The 17,205-nt window shown below is 63.6% G+C and carries 15 protein-coding genes; 10 read left to right on the forward strand and 5 right to left on the reverse strand.

What is annotated here, in order from left to right; all coding sequences use genetic code 11:
- The first annotated feature begins 34 nt into the window (after window positions 1–34).
- Complete coding sequence (locus ACFOMF_RS04410) at window positions 35–2,767, forward strand: cation-transporting P-type ATPase (protein WP_386361621.1); 2,733 nt, start codon at window positions 35–37, stop codon at window positions 2,765–2,767.
- 92 nt (window positions 2,768–2,859) lie between these two features.
- Here the strand turns inward: ACFOMF_RS04410 and mnmH are convergent, their stop codons facing one another.
- The 3 genes from mnmH to ACFOMF_RS04425 all read right to left on the reverse strand — a co-directional run bounded on the left by mnmH (window position 2,860) and on the right by ACFOMF_RS04425 (window position 5,730).
- Window positions 2,860–3,969: a tRNA 2-selenouridine(34) synthase MnmH gene (gene mnmH, locus ACFOMF_RS04415; protein ID WP_386361623.1), complete on the reverse strand. Its 1,110-nt coding sequence runs from the start codon at window positions 3,967–3,969 to the stop codon at window positions 2,860–2,862.
- Entirely contained in the window at window positions 3,969–5,003 is a 1,035-nt protein-coding gene (selD, locus tag ACFOMF_RS04420; protein ID WP_386361625.1) for a selenide, water dikinase SelD, read from the reverse strand. The genes mnmH and selD overlap by 1 nt, the downstream gene beginning before the upstream one ends.
- An 82-nt stretch (window positions 5,004–5,085) precedes the next feature.
- The gene (locus ACFOMF_RS04425; protein WP_386361626.1) at window positions 5,086–5,730 is read right to left on the reverse strand and encodes an alpha/beta family hydrolase; all 645 of its coding nucleotides are present in this window, start codon (window positions 5,728–5,730) and stop codon (window positions 5,086–5,088) included.
- 110 nt (window positions 5,731–5,840) lie between these two features.
- Between ACFOMF_RS04425 and ccoN the strand changes: the two genes are divergently transcribed.
- From ccoN to ACFOMF_RS04470, 9 genes are all read left to right on the forward strand, one after another.
- Complete coding sequence (gene ccoN / locus ACFOMF_RS04430; RefSeq protein ID WP_386361628.1) at window positions 5,841–7,265, forward strand: cytochrome-c oxidase, cbb3-type subunit I; 1,425 nt, start codon at window positions 5,841–5,843, stop codon at window positions 7,263–7,265.
- Between the two features lie 10 nt (window positions 7,266–7,275).
- Window positions 7,276–7,887 carry a cytochrome-c oxidase, cbb3-type subunit II gene (ccoO, locus tag ACFOMF_RS04435; protein WP_386361630.1) on the forward strand — a complete coding sequence of 204 codons (612 nt, stop codon included), beginning with the start codon at window positions 7,276–7,278 and terminating at the stop codon, window positions 7,885–7,887.
- A gap of 7 nt (window positions 7,888–7,894) precedes the next feature.
- Window positions 7,895–8,080, forward strand: coding sequence for a cbb3-type cytochrome oxidase subunit 3 (locus tag ACFOMF_RS04440; RefSeq protein WP_386361632.1), 186 nt, complete (start codon window positions 7,895–7,897; stop codon window positions 8,078–8,080).
- A complete protein-coding gene (gene ccoP, locus ACFOMF_RS04445; protein WP_386361634.1) occupies window positions 8,077–8,997 on the forward strand; it encodes a cytochrome-c oxidase, cbb3-type subunit III in 921 nt (306 codons plus the stop codon). Before ACFOMF_RS04440 ends, ccoP begins: the two co-directional genes overlap by 4 nt.
- 124 nt (window positions 8,998–9,121) lie before the next feature.
- Window positions 9,122–10,534: a cytochrome c oxidase accessory protein CcoG gene (gene ccoG / locus ACFOMF_RS04450; RefSeq protein ID WP_386361636.1), complete on the forward strand. Its 1,413-nt coding sequence runs from the start codon at window positions 9,122–9,124 to the stop codon at window positions 10,532–10,534.
- Window positions 10,535–10,544: 10 nt separating this feature from the next.
- The gene (locus tag ACFOMF_RS04455; protein ID WP_386361638.1) at window positions 10,545–11,045 is read left to right on the forward strand and encodes a FixH family protein; all 501 of its coding nucleotides are present in this window, start codon (window positions 10,545–10,547) and stop codon (window positions 11,043–11,045) included.
- Between the two features lie 11 nt (window positions 11,046–11,056).
- Window positions 11,057–13,462 carry a heavy metal translocating P-type ATPase gene (locus tag ACFOMF_RS04460; RefSeq protein ID WP_386361640.1) on the forward strand — a complete coding sequence of 802 codons (2,406 nt, stop codon included), beginning with the start codon at window positions 11,057–11,059 and terminating at the stop codon, window positions 13,460–13,462.
- 58 nt (window positions 13,463–13,520) lie between these two features.
- Window positions 13,521–13,733, forward strand: coding sequence for a cbb3-type cytochrome oxidase assembly protein CcoS (gene ccoS / locus ACFOMF_RS04465; protein ID WP_386361642.1), 213 nt, complete (start codon window positions 13,521–13,523; stop codon window positions 13,731–13,733).
- A complete protein-coding gene (locus tag ACFOMF_RS04470) occupies window positions 13,726–14,442 on the forward strand; it encodes a sulfite exporter TauE/SafE family protein (protein WP_386361644.1) in 717 nt (238 codons plus the stop codon). Before ccoS ends, ACFOMF_RS04470 begins: the two co-directional genes overlap by 8 nt.
- A 4-nt stretch (window positions 14,443–14,446) precedes the next feature.
- Here ACFOMF_RS04470 and ACFOMF_RS04475 read toward each other — a convergent pair whose 3' ends face one another.
- A complete protein-coding gene (locus tag ACFOMF_RS04475; RefSeq protein ID WP_386361646.1) occupies window positions 14,447–14,881 on the reverse strand; it encodes a MarR family transcriptional regulator in 435 nt (144 codons plus the stop codon).
- A 101-nt stretch (window positions 14,882–14,982) separates the two neighbouring features.
- On the reverse strand, window positions 14,983–17,115 hold the full coding sequence (gene recQ / locus ACFOMF_RS04480) for a DNA helicase RecQ (RefSeq protein ID WP_386361648.1): 2,133 nt from the start codon (window positions 17,113–17,115) through the stop codon (window positions 14,983–14,985).
- Window positions 17,116–17,205: the final 90 nt, after the last annotated feature.

The following is a 17,205-nucleotide window of genomic DNA, read 5'->3' on the forward strand; positions in this document are numbered from 1 at the left end:
CCCTAGGGTTGCAACTGATCATCGAGGGACACGCATGACCGACTGGCACAGCCTCACCACCGAAGACTGTCTGAAACAACTGGACAGCCGCAGCGAAGGCCTTGGCACCGAGGAGGCAACGGGCCGCCTGGAACGATACGGGCCCAACCGACTGCCGCAGGCGAGACGTCGCGGTCCGCTGCTGCGCTTTGCGCTGCAGTTCCACAACGTGCTGCTGTACGTGATGCTGGTCGCCTCGGTGATCGCCGCCTTGCTGGGCCACTGGATCGACGCCTGGGTCATTTTTGCCGCCGTACTGGTCAATGCCGTCATCGGCTTCATCCAGGAGGGCAAGGCCGAAGCCGCGCTGGAGAGCATTCGCAGGATGCTCACCGCTCGCGCCACGGTGCTGCGCGACGGTCAGCGGCAGGAGATCGATGCCAGCGAACTGGTGCCGGGCGACGTGGTCCTGCTCGCCTCGGGAGACAAGGTTCCTGCCGACCTCAGACTGCTCCAGGTGCAGAACCTGCGCGCCGAGGAAGCGGCGCTGACTGGCGAGTCGCTGGCCGTGGAGAAGACCGCGGCAGCGGTCGCCCCCGACGCACCGCTGGGGGATCGTTTCGGGATGGCCTATTCCGGAACGCTGGTGGTCTACGGCCAGGCGCGTGGCCTGGTGGTCAATACCGGCTCGTGCACTGAACTGGGACGGATCAATACCCTGCTGGGCAGCGTACCGACAATCTCCACACCGCTGTTGCGTCAGATCGACCGGTTCGGCCGCTGGCTGGCGGTTGCGATTCTGCTGATCGTGGTGGTCACCTTTGCCCTGGGCACGCTCTGGCGCGGCTACGACGCCTCCGAGATGCTCATGATCTCCATTGCCCTCACGGCGGCCGCCATCCCCGAGGGCCTGCCCGCCATCATCACCGTCATGCTGGCGCTTGGGGTACAGCGCATGGCTCGCCAGCAAGCCATTATCCGTCGGCTTCCGGCGGTGGAGACCCTGGGCTCGGTCACGGTCATCTGCTCGGACAAGACCGGCACCCTCACTCGCAACGAAATGACCGTGCAGCGGGTGATAGCTTCCCACGGCAGCTACGACGTCGGCGGTGTCGGCTATGCCCCCGAAGGCGGCTTCGTCTTTGCCGACCAGGGCGTGGTTCCCGGCGAGCAACATCCACTACTTGCCAAGGTCGCGCGAGCCGGCGTGCTCTGCAACGATGCGCGACTGCTGCAACGAGACGGACTCTGGTCGGTCGAGGGCGACCCCACCGAGGGCGCCCTGCTGGTACTGGCAGGCAAAGGTGGTCTGGATGCCGGAGAAGAACAGCGCCGCTGGCAACGCATCGATTCGATCCCCTTCGAGTCCGAGCACCGCTTCATGGCCACGCTCAACCGGAGCGAGGAACAGCGCCTGATCTACCTGAAGGGAGCACCGGAGCGCATCCTCGACGCCTGTGATCGCCAATGGGAGTCCGACGGCGGATATCATCCGATCGACCGCGCCTACTGGCTGCGCATGGCCAACGACACGGCGGGCCGCGGCCTCCGATTGCTGGCACTGGCTGAAAAGGCAGCCGGGCCCGAGCAGCACGGGCTCGCCTTCGAGGACATCGAACAAGGCGGGTTCACCCTGCTCGCCCTGGTCGGCATCATCGACCCACCGCGCAGCGAAGCCATCGCAGCGGTCGCCGAATGCCATGCCGCCGGCATTCAGGTGAAGATGATCACCGGCGACCACGCCGATACTGCCCGAGCCATCGGCGAACAGCTGGGCATCGGGCTGGGCAAGCAGCCGTTGACGGGCGCGGACATCGAACAGATGGATGAGCAGCGCCTGCGGGAGGTGGTGCTGGAGGTGGACGTCTTCGCTCGCGCCAGCCCGGAACACAAGTTGCGTCTGGTGGAGGCGATGCAAGGCTGCGGGCAGGTGGTCGCCATGACCGGCGACGGCGTGAATGACGCTCCCGCGCTCAAACGCGCCGACGTCGGAGTCGCCATGGGCAACAAGGGCACCGAAGCAGCCAAGGAAGCTGGCGACATGGTGCTGACGGACGACAACTTCGCCACCATCGGCACAGCGGTCCGGGAAGGCCGGGCGATCTACGACAACCTGAAGAAGTCCATCCTGTTCATCCTGCCCACCAATGGTGGCCAGGTACTGATCGTGATCGCCGCGATCCTGTTTCAGTTGGCGCTGCCGCTGACTCCGGTGCAGGTTCTGTGGATCAACATGGTCACCTCCTGCACCCTGGCGCTTGCGCTGGCCGCAGAGCCAGCCGAGCGAGGCATCATGCAGCGACCGCCGCGGCCACCCGCCGAACCCATCCTCACTGGCTTCTTCGTCTGGCGGGTGATCATGGTGTCGATTCTGATGATGGCCGGCGGACTGAGCCTGTTCCTCTGGGAGCTGGACCGCGATACCAGCCTGGAAACCGCACGGACCATGGTGGTCAACGTCATCGTCGTCGGCGAGATGTTCTACTTGATCAGCACTCGCTACCTCTTCGCCAGCGTGCTCAACCGTCAGGGACTGCTCGGCAATCGCTGGGTGCTGGTCAGCCTGGCGGCCTGTGGGCTGCTCCAGTTGCTCTACACCTATGCCCCGCCGATGCAGCAGCTGTTCGGTTCCGCCGGTCTGTCTGCTGAAGAATGGCTAAGAGTGGTACTGGCCGGCGCGGTGGTGCTGGTAGGTGCGGAGACCGAGAAATGGCTGATTCGCCGGTTCGGCCGCCAGGCGAAAACCCCAGGCGGTCATCAACGTCCGGCGCGCGACTCGCGGATGTAGACTGCGCTCTCTGTGCCCGGGTGACGCAGCCGCCGAACCTCGAGCTGCTGGGTGTTGGCCGCCGTGATCAGCGCCGATTCCGGATTCGCTGATCACATCCGCCCCGAAGCCTGCTCACGCAAGTAATCGACCACCTCGGCCTGCGGGCCGGCGAAGAGGATTCGCTCGGCCTTGCTCTGCCGCTGATAGGCATACATCGGGTCGTAGTATTCTTCCAGCAGCGCAGCGATCCAGGCCCGATGCAGCTCTACCGAGCCGGTCTGCCGCTGTGCTGAAAGGGCCTGATCGAGCAGTGTCATCAGCCGCTGGTAGCGCTCCCCGCCCAGGCGCCTGTTGATGCCGCCGAGACTTTGGCGCATACGCTCGTCGAAGGCTGTGAAGCCCGTCTCGCTATCGCGGTAGGCCGCGACGAATTCAGCACAGAGGTCGACCACATAATCCCGCAGGATTCGCTCCACGCGGCCTTCCAAGCTGTCCTCGAGCCACACCAACGGATACTCCTGCATACCCTGGTGAAGGGGCAGCGGCACGGAACAGCGGCCGATCAAGCGCGCCTCGTCCTCCATGACGAAGCGCGCCACGCCCTGGTCGCGCATCTGCAACATGCGAATCGCCAGGGCGTTCTCGAAGTCGATCTGCGCCGGCTGGGCGCTGGCGCGCTTGCCGAAGCTCGACCCGCGGTGGTTGGCCAATCCTTCCAGGTCAAGGCTGTTCTCCAGCTGTGCGACGACCTCGGTCTTGCCCGTCCCGGTCAGGCCCCCGATCAGGACGAACCGACACTCGGCGACACCCCGTTCGAGGGTATCGACGAGGAACCCACGCAGCGCCTTGTAGCCGCCCGTCACGCGCGGGTACTCGATCCCGGCATCGCTCTTGAGCCACTGCTGGACAATCTGCGAGCGCAACCCACCTCGGAAACAGTAGAGATAGCCGTCGGGATGCTGTCGGGCGAACGCTGCCCAGGCCTCGATCCGGGCGTCTCTCGTCTTGCCGCATACCAGTCGGTGGCCCAGTTCGATGGCCGCCGCCTGGCCGTGCTGCTTGTAACAGGTCCCCACCTTTTGCCGTTCGATGTCGGTCATCAATGGCAGATTGATCACGCCCGGGAAGGCGCCCTTGGAAAACTCCACCGGGGCGCGGGTATCCATCATCGGCGCGGCAGACAAGAACAGACTGCGGTAATCCTGAGTGTCACCGCGCATCAGATCACCTCGACCGCATGCGCTCGGGCCTCGACAAAGCGCCCGATCGGTTCCAGTGACAGCCCGAGCTCCGCGGCCACGGCAAGGAACGCCGCTTCGCCGTCCGGTCTCACCGCTATCAGCAGCCCGCCGCTGGTCTGCGGATCGCAAAGCAGTTGCCGGGAACGCTCGCCGAGCGCGCCGATGCGCTGGCCATAGCTGTCGAAGTTGCGCTGTGTTCCACCCGGCACGCAGCCTTCGCCCAAGTAGTACTCGACACCGGGAAGCAAGGGAACACGTTCGGCCTGCAGTTCGGCGGTAAGGCCACTGCCATCAGCCATCTCGACCAGGTGGCCGAGCAGACCGAAGCCTGTCACGTCCGTCATCGCCATCACCTGGGGAAGACGGCCAAAGCGGCTACCAGGAGTGTTCAGCCTGCACATCCAGTCGCGCGCGAGTCCCGCATCCTCCGGACGCAACCGGCCCTTTTTCTCGGCGGTGGTGAGAATGCCGATGCCCAGCGGCTTGGTCAGGTACAACTGACAGCCCAGGGTTGCCGTGTCGTTGCGCTTGAGGTGCTCCTTGTCCACCAGTCCGGTGACCGCCAGCCCGAAGATGGGCTCCGGGGCGTCGATCGAGTGCCCGCCAGCCAGCACGATCCCGGCCGCGTCACAGACAGCGCGGCCGCCAGCGATCACCTCCCGGGCCACCTCCGGCGGCAGCTTGTCCACCGGCCAGCCGAGTATGGCGATGGCCATCAGCGGGTCGCCGCCCATGGCATAGATGTCGCTGATGGCGTTGGTCGCGGCGATGCGGCCGAAATCGAAGGGATCGTCGACGATCGGCATGAAGAAGTCAGTGGTCGACACCACTCCTCGGGCGTCGTCGATGCCGTAGACCGCGGCGTCGTCCCGAGACGCGTTACCAACCCAGAGCCTGGGGTCGAGATGCTGCGCGCCGCTGCCGGCCAGAATCACATCGAGCACCTTGGGAGAAATCTTGCAGCCACAGCCGGCGCCATGGCTGTACTGGGTCAGGCGGATGGGGTCGCTCATGAAGGTCTCGCGGGGCGTCAAACGGGCGGCAATTGTAGCAAAGCCGGGACAGCAGTCGGCGCCGCTCGGAGCGCCGAGCCGCTCAGCTGCTCGGCAACTCCTGAAGCCATCGGGCAATCCGCTCGCAGGCGCTGCTCAGGTGCTGGTCATGGCTGAAACCTGATCGTTTCAGCGGCTTGAGGTCATGGTCCGCGGCAGGCATCCAGAGCAGCTCAATGGAGTCGGCCAGCGCATAGTTCGCTACCTGCTCGCGGTTGCCCAGGGCATCGCGCTCCCCCTGGATGATCAATGTCGGAGTCTTCAGCTGCGCCAGATGGGCGACCCGGGGCTTGTCGGGCTTGCCGGAGGCGTAGAAGGGATAGCCGAGGCAGACCAACGCAGATGCAGCCAGCTCGTCCGCCAGCAGACTGGCCATCCGACCGCCCATCGACTTGCCACCAATGGCCAGCGGGCCTGCGGCTTGCTGTCGCACTTGTTCATAGGCTTCCCGCCAGCGCTGGAGCAGTCGTGCCATGGGATCAGGCGGTCGCCGGGACGCTCCTGTCCGCCGGCCGGCCATGTAGGCGAATTCGAACCGAACCACCGTAACGCCTCGCTCCATAAGGCCTTTTGCCATCCATTCCATGAACGCACTGTCCATTGGCGCCCCTGCCCCATGCGCGAGGATCAGCGTGGCGACCGCGGCACCGGCAGGCCTGTCCCAGAGCAGCGAAACATTTTCTTCCATTTGTGGAATTGATCCTGATCAATGCAGCGAAGCCGCCGTTTATCCATCCTTCCGCTCGGCTTCCTAGCCTGGAAGAACCCTGCTCATAAACCGTGGATGGAAACCCATACATGAACACTGCAACCAGTACCGCCTTTGATTATAAGGTGGTCCGCCTATTCGCCATCATGACGGTGGTTTGGGGAATCGTCGGCATGGGCCTCGGCGTCTTCATCGCTGCCCAGCTGGCATGGCCGGACCTCAATTTCGACCTTCCCTGGACCAGCTTCGGTCGTCTGCGACCACTGCACACCAATGCAGTCATCTTCGCCTTTGGCGGTTGCGCGTTGTTCGCCACGTCCTACTACGCCGTGCAGCGTACCTCCCAGACCACGCTGTTCGCCCCCAAGCTCGCCATGTTCACCTTCTGGGGCTGGCAAGCGGTGATCGTTGCCGCGGCCATCACCCTGCCGCTGGGCTACACCAGCTCCAAGGAATACGCCGAGCTCGAATGGCCGATCGATATCCTCATCACCATCGTCTGGGTGAGCTATGCCATCGTGTTCTTCGGCACGGTCATGCAGCGCAAGGTCAAGCACATCTACGTGGGTAACTGGTTCTTCGGCGCCTTCATCCTCGTCACCGCCATGCTGCATGTCGTCAACAATCTGGAGATTCCGGTCGGCTGGATGAAATCCTACTCGATCTACTCGGGTGCCACCGACGCGATGATCCAGTGGTGGTACGGCCATAACGCCGTGGGCTTCTTCCTCACCACCGGCTTCCTCGGCATGATGTACTACTTCGTGCCGAAGCAGGCCGAGCGCCCGATCTATTCCTATCGCCTGTCCATCGTCCACTTCTGGGCGCTGATCAGTGTCTATATCTGGGCCGGTCCGCACCACCTGCACTACACTGCCCTGCCCGACTGGGCCCAGTCGCTCGGCATGGTGATGTCGCTGATCCTGCTGGCGCCAAGCTGGGGCGGCATGATCAACGGCATGATGACCCTCTCCGGTGCCTGGCACAAACTGCGCACCGACCCGATCCTGCGCTTCCTGGTGGTGTCGCTGGCCTTCTACGGCATGTCGACCTTCGAAGGCCCGATGATGGCCATCAAGACCGTCAACGCCCTGTCCCACTACACCGACTGGACCATCGGCCACGTACATGCCGGCGCCCTCGGCTGGGTGGCGATGATCTCCATCGGCTCGCTTTACCACCTGGTCCCACGTGTCTTCGGCGGCACCCAGATGTACAGCCTGCCGCTGATCAACGCGCACTTCTGGCTGGCCACCATCGGTACTGTGCTCTACATCGCCTCGATGTGGGTCAACGGCATCACCCAGGGCCTGATGTGGCGTGCGGTCAATGACGACGGCACCCTGACCTACTCCTTCGTCGAATCGCTCGAGGCCAGCCACCCAGGCTTTGTGGTTCGCGTGATCGGCGGCGCCTTCTTCTTTGTCGGCATGCTGCTGATGGCCTACAACACCTGGCGCACCGTTAAGGCGTCCAAACCTGCCGAGTACGAAGCTGCGGCGAAGATGGTTTGAGGACTGAGCAATGAAGCAACACGAGAAACTCGAGAAAAACATCGGCCTGCTGACCCTGTTCATGGTCCTGGCCGTGAGCATCGGCGGCCTGACCCAGATCGTGCCGCTGTTCTTCCAGGACGTGGTCAACGAGCCCGTTGACGGCATGCGTCCCTACACGGCGCTGCAGCTCGAAGGTCGCGACATCTACATCCGCGAGGGCTGCGTCGGCTGCCACTCGCAGATGATCCGTCCGTTCCGCGCTGAAACCGAGCGCTACGGCCACTATTCCGTCGCCGGCGAAAGCGTCTGGGACCACCCCTTCCTGTGGGGCTCCAAGCGTACCGGCCCGGACCTGGCCCGTGTCGGTGGACGCTACTCCGACGACTGGCACCGTGCGCACCTGTACAACCCGCGCAACGTCGTTCCCGAATCGAAGATGCCTTCCTACCCCTGGCTGGTGGAGAACACCCTCGATGGACGCGCCACCGCCCGCAAGATGCAAGCCCTGCGCACCCTTGGCGTCCCCTACACTGATGAAGACATCGCCGGGGCCCGCGAAGCCGTTCGCGGGGTCAGCGAGATGGATGCGCTGATCGCCTACCTGCAGGTGCTCGGCACCGCGATCACCAATACAAGGTAAAACGCTTATGGAAATCGGGACTCTCCGTGGCTTGGGAACCATTCTGGTTTTCGTCGCTTTCATCGCTATCGTTGTCTGGGCCTACAGCAGCAAGCGAAAGAAGAGCTTCGACGAAGCCGCCCACCTCCCCTTTGCCGACGACCCCGAGGCCAGAGCGCAAGACAAGAAAGACTCCAGGAGTAAGAGTGAATGACCACGTTTTGGAGCTGGTACATTTCCCTGCTGACGATCGGCAGCATCGTCGCGCTGATCTGGCTGATCTACGCGACGCGCAAGGGACAACGTAACGACACCACCGACCAGACCCTCGGGCATGCCTTCGATGGCATCGAGGAATACGACAACCCGCTGCCGCGCTGGTGGTTCATGCTGTTCGTGGCGACTATCGTGTTCGCCATCGGCTATCTGATCCTCTACCCCGGCCTGGGCAACTACCGTGGCATCCTGCCCGGCTACGAGAACGGCTGGACGGGCGTGGCCCAGTGGGAAAAGGAAATCGCCCGCGCCGACGAGGCTTATGGCCCGCTGTACGCCCGTTTCAGCGCGATGTCAGTCGCCGAGGTATCCGAGGACCAGCAGGCACTGCAGATGGGCGCCCGCCTGTTCGCATCCAACTGCGCGCTCTGCCATGGATCGGATGCTCGCGGTGCCTACGGCTTCCCCAACCTCACCAATGACGACTGGCTGTGGGGCGGTGATCCTGACACCATCAAGACCACCATCCTCAAGGGACGTCAAGGCGCCATGCCAGGCTGGAGCCAGACACTGGGAGAGGAAGGCATCCGCCATGTTGCCGGGTACGTCCGCAGCCTGTCGGGCCTGCAGAACCCGGACAACATCGAGATCAACCTCGAGCGCGGCCAGGAGATCTACACGACCAACTGTGCGGTCTGCCATGGTCCGGACGGCACCGGCACTCAGGCGATGGGTGCGCCGAATCTGACCAACCGCTACTGGCTGTATGGTTCGAGCTTTGCCCAGGTACAACAGACACTGCGTTACGGACGTAACGGGCACATGCCGGCTCAGGAGCACATCCTGGGAGAAGACAAAGTGCATGTGCTTGCAGCCTACGTCTACAGCCTCTCCCGCCAAGACTCGGCCGAATAAGGTCGTATCCCGCTCGGGCAGCGACTACCGGTCGCACCTGAGCGGGTACCCTGGGGAGTACCATATGCAGTGTAGTTCGGTCAGCTTCCCGGCTGACCTCCACACACTGCCGTGGTGAGTAACGATGAATCAGCAGATTCCTGTTCGCGACGTAACCCCCCCCAAGAAGAACGACGACACCGTCGACCTCTACGCCAAGCGCGAAAAAATCTACACCCGCTCGTTCACCGGCCTGTTTCGCAAGATCCGCTGGCTCGGGGGCGCGTCCCTGTTCATCCTCTACTTCGGCACCGTCTGGCTCAACTGGGGTGATCGCCAGGCTGTGTGGTGGAACCTTCCGGAACGCAAGTTCTATATCTTTGGCGCCACGTTCTGGCCTCAGGACTTCATTCTGCTGTCCGCGCTGCTGATCATCTCCGCTTTCGGCCTGTTTTTCATCACCGTTTTCGCTGGCCGGGTATGGTGCGGCTACACCTGTCCGCAAAGCGTGTTCACCTGGGTATACATGTGGGCGGAAAAGGTCACCGAAGGCGACCGCAACCAACGGATGAAGCTCGACAAGGCCCCCATGAGCCCGAGCAAGGCCGCACGCAAGTTCGCCAAGCATTCGATCTGGCTGGGGGTGGCGCTGCTCACCGCGATTACCTTCGTCGGTTACTTCACGCCCATCCGAGAACTGGTACCTGACCTGCTGAGTTTCCAGGTCAGTGGCTGGGCGCTGTTCTGGGTTGGCTTTTTCACCCTTGCCACCTATGGCAACGCGGGCTTTCTCCGCGAGCAGGTTTGCATCTACATGTGTCCCTACGCACGCTTCCAGAGCGTGATGTTCGACAAGGATACGCTCATCGTCTCCTACGACCCCCGCCGTGGAGAACGCCGCGGACCGAGAAAGAAGACCGCCGACTACAAGGCCCAGGGTCTGGGAGATTGCATCGATTGCACGCTCTGCGTGCAGGTTTGCCCCACCGGTATCGACATCCGCGACGGATTGCAGATCGAGTGCATCGGTTGCGCTGCCTGCATCGACGCCTGCGACGCCGTCATGGAAAAGATGGATTACCCGAAGGGCCTGATCAGCTATACCACCGAGCACAACCTTTCGGGCGAGAAGACCCACCTGCTCCGCCCGCGACTAATCGGGTATGCTTTCGCGCTCATGGCGATGCTGGGCCTTTTCACCTACGCGGTAGCGAGCCGCCCGCTGGTGCAACTGGACGTCCTCAAGGACCGTGTGCTGTTCCGCGAGAACGAGCTCGGACATATCGAGAATGTCTACACCCTGAAGATCGTGAACAAGACCCAGACCGAGCAGAACTACGTCATCGAAGCGTCCGGCCTGGACGGCCTGCTCTATCGGGGCAGAGAGCAGATCCGAGCCGGAGCTGGCGAGATGGTCACACTTCCCGTGGAATTGTCGATGCCTGCCGAACGCATGCCGTCGAGCACCAATGTGGTCTCGTTCAATATCCGCTCCGCCGACGACCCATCGATAACCAAGAACGCTGAAAGCCGCTTTATCGGCCCCGCCGTTCGCTGACAGGTATCACATGCAGTCCACTACCGAAAACACCCGTTGGTACAAGCAATTCTGGCCCTGGTTCATCATTTCGATCCTGGCCTTTTCCGTGGTGCTGGGCCTGTCACTCCTGACCATCGCCATCCGCAATTCCGACAGCCTTGTGGTAGACAATTATTACGAAGTGGGCAGGGGTATCAACACCTCGCTGGAACGCGAGGTCCTGGCGCGGCAGCTTGATATGCAGGCACTGGTACGCCTAGATGAGGATACCGGCCTGGCCCACATCCAACTGTCCGGCGAAAGTCGGCCACAGGTCCTGGTGATGAACCTGATATCCCCCACCCAGCCGGATCGTGATCGCCGCGTCGTGTTGCAGCCTCAAGGCGAGGGTCGCTATGAAGGGCATATGGAGGACACCGTGCGCGGTCGCCGCTTCATCGAACTGCTCGGTCGCGAAGGCGAGCAGGACTGGCGCCTGTATGAAGAGGAACTCATCGAAGCAGGCCAGGCATTCGAGCTGACTCACTGAAGTACAGCCTGATGGCCACTCCCCTCCCCTGTTTTCATTGCGGGCTGCCGGTTCCTGCCGGCGGCCACTTCCGCGCCGTCGTGCTCGGCGAAGCTCGCGACTTCTGCTGCCCTGGCTGTCAGGCGGTAGCCGAAGCCATCGTCAAGGGTGGCCTGGAAAACTACTACCAGCACCGCAGTGAAACCTCGCTGAACCCGGACAGCCTCCCGCAGGTACTCAGTGATGAGCTCGCACTTTACGACCGCGAGGACGTGCAGCAACCCTTCGTGGAGCACCAGGGGGAGCTGGCCAGCACTTCCCTGTTGATCGAAGGTATCAGCTGCGCCGCCTGTGGCTGGCTGATCGAACGTCACCTGAGAGGGTTGGACGCCGTCAGCGAGGCTCATCTCAATCTCTCCAATCACCGCCTCCAGGTGCGCTGGAGCGATTCCCGGATGCCGCTCAGCGCCCTGTTGAGCGAGCTGCGCCGGATCGGCTACGCCGCGCACCCCTATCAGCCGGACCTCGCCGTGCAGCACACCGCACGGGAAAACCGCCGGGCCCTGCGCCAACTGGGGGTCGCCGGACTGCTATGGATGCAGGTGATGATGGCCACCATGGCCACCTGGCCCGAATTCAACCTCGACCTTACCGAGGGGATGGACAGCATTCTCCGCTGGACAGCCTTGCTGTTGACAACGCCTATTGTCTTCTACTGTTGCACCGATTTCTTCCGCGGAGCCCTGCGCGATATTCGCACTCGGCATCTGAGCATGGATGTTTCGGTATCGCTGGCCATCGGTGGTGCTTACGTCGCCGGCATCTGGTCGACCATAACCGGGCGCGGCGAGCTCTACTTCGATGCAGTGGGAATGTTCGCCCTGTTTCTTCTGGCCGGACGCTATCTCGAGCGTCGGGCCCGAGAGCGCACCGTGGCCGCCACCGCCCAGTTGGTCAACCTTCTACCCGCCTCCTGTCTTCGTCTCGAGCGCGACGGCCAGAGCCAGCGCATCCTTCTTCGCGAGTTGCACATCGGCGATCGGGTGCTAGTGCAGCCTGGCACCCTCATTCCAGCCGATGGGCGGATTGTCAGCGGCCTGTCGAGTGTCGACGAATCGGTGCTGACTGGCGAATACCTGCCCTTGCCGCGCCAGGTGGGTGACAGCGTGACCGCCGGCACCCTGAACGTCGAGGGTCCCCTGACCATCGAGGTGCAGGCGCTCGGCGATGACACCCGGCTGTCGGCCATCGTGCAGTTGCTGGAGCGGGCCCAGGCGGACAAGCCGCGGCTGGCCGAGCTGGCCGATCGTGTCGCGCAGTGGTTCCTGATGATCGTGCTGGTGGTGGCCAGCATGGTGGGCATGGTCTGGTGGCAACTTGACCCAGACCGCGCCTTCTGGATCGTGCTTGCCCTGCTGGTGGCGACCTGTCCCTGCGCACTGTCACTGGCCACCCCGACGGCGCTCACCACCGCGACCGGCAGCCTGCACAAGCTCGGGCTGCTCCTGACTCGTGGCCATGTCCTCGAAGGGCTCAACCAGATCGACACCGTGGTGTTCGACAAGACCGGCACCCTGACCGAGGGCCGCCTGACGCTCAGCCGCGTCGAACCTCTGGCCGAGCTCGACGCCGATACCTGCCTGGCCCTGGCCGCCGCGCTCGAAAACCGCTCGGAGCATCCCATCGCCCGGGCGTTCGGCCGTGCGCCGCAGCCAGCCGAAACGGTCCTTTCGATTCCAGGCCGCGGCCTGCAAGGGATAGTCGAAGAACAAGTGCTGCGTATCGGCCAGCCCACATTCGTGGCCGAGGGCTATGCAGGCACGCCGCCCGAGATACCTGGTACCCAGGGCCAGTGGTTGCTGCTCGGAAACGCTCACGGACCGCTTGCCTGGCTCGTTCTCGACGATCGTCTGCGCGACGATGCCCCGGCCCTGCTCGACGCCTGCCGCCGGCAGGGCTGGCACACCGTGTTGCTTTCGGGCGACAGTTCGCCAATGGTTGAGCAGATCGCTGCTGAGCTGGGCATCGAACGTGCCGAGGGGGGCCTGACTCCGGACGCCAAGCTTGTCCGTCTTCAGGCCCTGCAGGCAGAAGGTCGCACAGTGCTGATGCTGGGCGACGGGGTCAACGACGTACCTGTCCTGGCCGCAGCTGACATCAGCATCGCCATGGGCTCGGCTACCGACCTGGCCAAGACGAGTGCAGACGCGGTGCTGCTGTCGAACCGGCTCGACAGTCTGGTTCAGGGCTTCCTCCTGGCGCGGCGTACCCGGCGGATCATTGTCGAGAACCTGACCTGGGCCAGCCTGTACAATGGGCTGATCCTGCCATTCGCAGCCATCGGCTGGGTAACACCCCTGTGGGCAGCCCTTGGCATGTCGCTCAGTTCGCTCCTGGTGGTACTCAACGCCCTGCGCCTGTCCCGGGTGCAGCGCTGAACCCGACGCCGGCCACGCCTCGCGCCTGCCGGCCATCCTGTTCTTTACCGGAGGTGAGGTGACTGCACTCTATATCTTGATCCCCGTGGCCGTGGGCATCGTCGCGGTCGCCATCTGGGTGTTCTTCTGGGCGGTCGACAGTGGCCAGTTCGACGACCTGGACAGCCCCGGCCATAGCATCCTGTTCGACGACGAACTCGAGCGCAAGACCGACCAGCCAGCGACCGAACAGAACGACGAGGACGACAAGCAGGAGCCCAAGGGTGGTTGAACTGCTTCCACTTCTGTTGTCGGCGCTTATCCTCGGACTTCTTGGCGGTGGTCACTGCCTGGGCATGTGCGGCGGGCTGATGGGCGCCATGACCCTGGCCATTCCCGCCGACCAGCGCAGCCGGCGGCTGCCGCTGCTACTTGCTTATAACCTGGGGCGAATCCTGAGCTATACGCTGGCCGGTGCTCTCATCGGCCTGGCTGGTTGGGCTGTGGCCAATAGCCCCGCCGCCCTGGTGCTGCGCATCCTTGCTGGGCTGCTGCTCATTACCATGGGGCTCTACCTGGCGGGATGGTGGAATGGCCTGACGCGTGTCGAGGCACTGGGGAAAGGCCTCTGGCGTCATCTTCAACCCCTCGCCAGTCGCCTGTTGCCGATCAGCAGCCTACCGCGGGCCCTTGCCCTCGGCTCGGTGTGGGGCTGGCTGCCCTGTGGCCTGGTCTACAGCACCTTGCTCTGGGCAGCGAGCCAGGGGAGCGCGGTCGAGAGCGCCCTGCTGATGTTCGCTTTCGGCCTCGGCACCCTGCCGGTGCTCTTGGCCACCGGCCTGGCGGCCGAGCGGGTAGCGCGACTGTTGCGAAAGCGCAGCGTGCGAATGGCCGGCGGCATCCTGGTGATCCTGTTCGGCCTATGGACCCTGCCTGGCCCCCACCAGCACTGGCTGATGGGGCACGGCGCAGCAGCCAGCGGCAGTCATTCGGGACACTAGGTCCTCACGCGCGGGCCAGGTTGTCCAGTACCTGCTGGTGAACCCGCAGGCAACATTCCAGATCCGCCTCGTCTATTCCCGCGAAGAGATCCTCGTGCAGCTCCATCGAGATGGTCTTGATCTCGTCGATCAGGGGCTGGGCGCGCTCTGTGAGAATGATCTTCTTGGCACGGCGGTCCTCAGGAACCCCCAGGCGCTTGACCAGACCCTGCTCCTCCAGGCTGTCCAGCAACCGGGCCAGGGTCGGACCCTCGACGCCGACACTTTTGGCCAGCTCCCGCTGGGTAGGCACCATCGGCATGCGTGCGAGGTGAAGCAGAACGAGCCAGCGGGCCTGGGACAGACCGAGGTGCAGCAGACGACGGTCGAGTTCACCGCGCCAGGATCGGGAAAGCAGCGCCAACTGCATTCCGAAGCTGTAGTGACGTTTGTTCGGCATTACGGATTTGCCTGCTCATAGTTAGGCCGCTATCTAAATCGACCTGACGCTGTTATGCAACGTTTCGCTGTTGCCTGAGCATGCCGGATTTGCAAGCAGAATTATCCGTCCCCGAATTCCGCCTCCAGCGAAGACCGCACACAGTGCAGCACTCCCAGTGGAACTTCGCGCCCGAGCGTCTCGGCCACTGCTGTCACGGAAGGGAGGTCACCGTCACCGTCGAGGAAGGCCTCCTGTATGCGGCCCATCAGCTCTTCTGGCAGATCGAGCGCCTGTTCCAGAGTCAGCTGCTGCTCACCGATGGCCTCGGCCAGCAGGGTGTAGACGTTCTTTTCGCTACAGCCCAAGCGCTGTGCGATCTGGCTCGGCGTCATCCCGGCACAGGCCAGGCTGACCAGTTCATGCCGCAAGTCGGCGGGCGCCCTGGGCGCCTGGCCGGTCCCGCCGTCCTGAAGAAGCGCGAGAAATGCCTCTCCATAGCGTTCGAGCTTACGAGCCCCCACACCACTGACTCTGCCCATATCGGCCAGGGTTCGCGGCTTGCTGCGCAGCATCTCGAGCAGGGTAGCGTCGGGAAAGATCACATAAGGCGGCACGGAATGCTCTTCAGCCAGCTTGCGGCGCAGTGCGCGCAGCGCTTCCCACTGCTCCCGCTCTTCGCTGCGTACCAGTTGGCTGGCGGCACTCGCCGTGGGCTTGGGCGCCTTGCTGGTAATCTCCCGGCGCAGCTGCAGGCTTGCCTCGCCCCGCAACAGCGGCCGGCAGCCCTCGGTCAGGCGCAAGCCGCCGTAGCCGTCCAGGTCAGTGTCCACCAGACCCCGCGCAACGAGCTGGCGGAACAGCGACCGCCACTCGCTCTCCGCGCGCGCCTTGCCCATGCCGAACACGCTCAAGTGCTGGTGGCCCAGTCCCTGGACCTTGTCATTGTCCCGCCCGAGCAGAATATCCACCAGATGGCCGACTCCGTAACGCTGCCCGCTGCGATAGATCGCCGACAGGGCAAGCCGGGCCGCGTCAGTGGCGTCCCAGGTTTCCACCCCATCCATGCAGATGTCGCAGTGCCCACAGGGCTGTTCGAGGATCTCGTCGAAATAGGCCAGCAGCGCCTGCCGACGACAACGGGTTTCCTCGCAGAGAGCCAGCATGGCATCGAGCTTGTGGCGCTCGACCCGCTTGTGGCGCTCGTCCCCTTCGGAATTGCCGAGCATCTGCTTGAGGAACAGCATGTCCTGCAGGCCATAAGCCATCCAGGCGTCCGCAGGCAGCCCGTCGCGGCCGGCGCGGCCGGTTTCCTGGTAATAGGCTTCCAGTGACTTGGGCAGGTCGAGGTGCGCCACGAAGCGCACGTTGGGTTTGTCGATTCCCATGCCGAAGGCAATCGTTGCCACCATGACCAGCCCCTCTTCATTGAGGAACCGACGCTGGTGGTATGTACGCAGCTCGCTCGGCAGCCCGGCATGGTAGGGCAGCGCCGGAATGCCCTGATCGGTGAGAAACGCAGCCACTTCCTCGACCCGCTTGCGCGAAAGGCAGTAGACGATGCCCGCGTCGCCACGGCGCTCCGCAAGAAAGGCGAGCAGCTGTTTGCGAGGCTGCTCCTTCGGGACGATGCGATAGAAGATGTTCGGCCGGTCGAAGCTCGAAAGAAATCGCTGGGCGTCCTGCAAGTGCAGTCGCTCCACGATCTCCTCGCGGGTCCGCTTGTCCGCGGTTGCGGTGAGGGCGATGCGCGGCACGTCAGGGAACAACTCGGCCAACTGGCCAAGCTGCATGTACTCCGGGCGGAAATCGTGCCCCCACTGGGATACACAATGGGCTTCGTCGATGGCGAACAGGGCGATGGGCAAGCTCTGCAGAAAGCCGAGCATGCGCGGCTGGACGAGTCGCTCCGGCGCCAGGTAGAGCAGCTTGATCTCGCCACGCCGCAGGCGTTCGGCTATATCGCGCTGTTCGTCGGGGCCGAGAGTGGAATTGAGGCCGACCGCGGCGACGCCCAGCTCATCCAGCGCCGCGACCTGATCTTCCATCAGTGCGATGAGCGGTGAAACCACCACCGCCAGCCCCTCGCGCAGAAGGGCCGGGACCTGGTAGCAAAGCGATTTGCCGCCACCTGTCGGCATCAGAACCAGGGCATCCCCGCCGCCTGCGACCTGCTGGATGATGGCGGACTGGTTACCGCGGAAAGAGTCGTAGCCGAAAATATCCTTGAGGATACGCTGTGCCTGGTCGAGCATGCCGCCTCCAAAACAAGGGGCGCAGTATACCTTGCAACGCCAGACCGCTGAGCAGCGACTGCGCCTCGCCGAACGGTATCAGGTGAAAAT

It is taken from the genome of Stutzerimonas tarimensis (assembly GCF_042648805.1).
Lineage (GTDB): Bacteria > Pseudomonadota > Gammaproteobacteria > Pseudomonadales > Pseudomonadaceae > Azomonas > Azomonas tarimensis.